At 71.5% G+C, this 2,070-nt stretch carries 3 protein-coding genes; all 3 read left to right on the top strand.

The features are described 5' to 3' along the window. On the top strand, positions 1-399 hold a 399-nt coding region (locus ACFWEK_RS21130; protein WP_430555313.1), incomplete at its 5' end, for an RluA family pseudouridine synthase. Between the two features lie 9 nt (positions 400-408). Continuing rightward, positions 409-825: a YkvA family protein gene (locus ACFWEK_RS21125; protein WP_430555312.1), complete on the top strand. Its 417-nt coding sequence runs from the start codon at positions 409-411 to the stop codon at positions 823-825. An 80-nt stretch (positions 826-905) separates the two neighbouring features. Next, a partial coding sequence (locus tag ACFWEK_RS21120) for a PHP domain-containing protein (protein WP_430555311.1) occupies positions 906-2,070 on the top strand: 1,165 nt, incomplete at its 3' end.

Below are 2,070 nucleotides of genomic sequence, written 5' to 3'. Positions count from 1 at the left end.
CACCCCGAGCCCACGACGGGCACGATCGACGCGCCGATCGGGCGCCACCCCAGCGCCGACTACAGGTTCGCCGTCGTCGCGGACGGCAAGCACTCGGTGACGCACTACGAGGTGCTCGAGATGCTGCCCGCCGCGTCGCTCGTCGAGGTGCACCTCGAGACCGGCCGCACCCATCAGATCCGGGTGCACTTCCAGGCGGTGCGGCACCCGCTGGTCGGCGACCTCACCTACGGCGCGGACCCCGTGCTCGCGTCGAAGGTGGGGCTGGAGCGCCAGTGGCTGCACGCCGTACGGCTCGGGTTCGAGCACCCGCTCACCGGCCGCTGGGTGGAGGTCACCAGCGAGTACCCCGACGACCTGGCGCACGCGCTCGAGGTCGTCCGCGGGGCCTACCGGTAGGCAGCCCTGGTGCCCGACCTGCCCTGGTGGGCGGACGTCCTCGCCGGCCTCGTGGTGGCCGTGCTCGCGCTCTGGGCGCTGCTGGCCGCCGGCCTGCTCGTCGTGCGGCGGCGCACCGGTCGCGGCTCGCTGCGCGGCGCCGCGCGCCTGCTGCCCGACGTGCTGCGCCTGGTGAGGCGGCTCGCGGGGGACCGCACGCTGTCGCGGCGCGTGCGCGCCCTGCTCGTCGTGCTCATGGGCTACCTCGCGATGCCGATCGACCTCGTCCCGGACGTCGTCCCCGTGCTCGGCTGGGCCGACGACGTGATCGTCGTGGCGCTCGTCCTGCGGGCCGTGGTGCGCAGCGCGGGACCCGACGTCGTGCGCCGGCACTGGCCGGGGACCGAGGACGGCCTGGCCGTGCTGCGGCTCCTCGTGCGGTGGTGACGGGACGCCTCCGGGGCCCTGTGAGGTTCCCCTCGGCGGGGCGGTCCGGAGTGTCGGAGGCGACTGCCTAGACTCGGTCCATGCCCGACGCAGGTTCCTCCACCGCCCAGCCGACCGGTACCTCCGAGGACGACTTCGTCCACCTGCACGTGCACACCGAGTACTCGATGCTCGACGGCGCGGCGCGCATGAACGACCTGTTCAGCGAGGTGTCGCGGCTCGGCCAGAAGGCCGTCGCGATCACCGACCACGGGTACCTGTTCGGCGCGTTCGACTTCTGGAGCACGGCGCAGAAGCACGGGGTCAAGCCGATCATCGGCGTCGAGGCGTACGTGACGCCGGGCACCAGCCGCCACGACCGCACCAAGGTGCTGTGGGGCGAGCAGCACCAGCGGCGCGACGACGTCTCCGCGGGCGGCGCCTACACGCACATGACGCTCTGGGCGCGCGACAACGAGGGGATGCACAACCTCTTCCGCGCGTCGTCGCTCGCGTCGCTGGACGGCCAGATGGGCAAGTGGCCGCGCATGGACCGCGAGCTCCTCGAGACGTACGGCAAGGGCCTCATGGGCACCTCGGGCTGCCCCTCCGGCGAGGTGCAGACGCGGCTGCGCCTGGGCCAGTGGGACGAGGCGGTGCGTGCGGCGGGCGAGCTGCAGGACATCCTCGGCAAGGAGAACTTCTTCGTCGAGCTGATGGACCACGGGATCGAGATCGAGTCCCGCACGTACAAGGACCTGCTGCGCCTCGCGGAGCACATCGACGCGCCGCTCGTGGCCACCAACGACCTGCACTACACGAAGCAGGAGGACGCGCACTCGCACGAGGTGCTGCTCGCCGTGAACTCGGGGTCGACGCTCGACGAGCCGACCTACGACCAGGGCGGCAGCCGGTTCGCCTTCAGCGGCGACAGCTTCTACGTGCGCTCGGGCGCGGAGATGCGCCGCCTGTTCTCCGAGCTGCCGCAGGCGATCGAGAGCACGCTGCTCATCGCCGAGCGCTGCGAGGTCTCGTTCGACACCAAGGCGAACTACATGCCGCGGTTCCCGGTGCCGGACGGCGAGGACGAGGTCAGCTGGTTCGTCAAGGAGGTCGAGGCCGGTCTGCGCCGCCGCTACCCCGACGGCATCGGCGACGACGTGCGCAAGCAGGCGAACTACGAGGTCGAGGTCATCATCCAGATGGGCTTCCCGGGGTACTTCCTCGTGGTGGCCGACTTCATCAACTGGGCCAAGGAGCAGGGCC

Source organism: Isoptericola sp. NPDC060257, from assembly GCF_042726645.1.
GTDB lineage: Bacteria > Actinomycetota > Actinomycetes > Actinomycetales > Cellulomonadaceae > Isoptericola > Isoptericola nanjingensis.
This window is presented reverse-complemented; position numbering and strand designations above follow the sequence as displayed.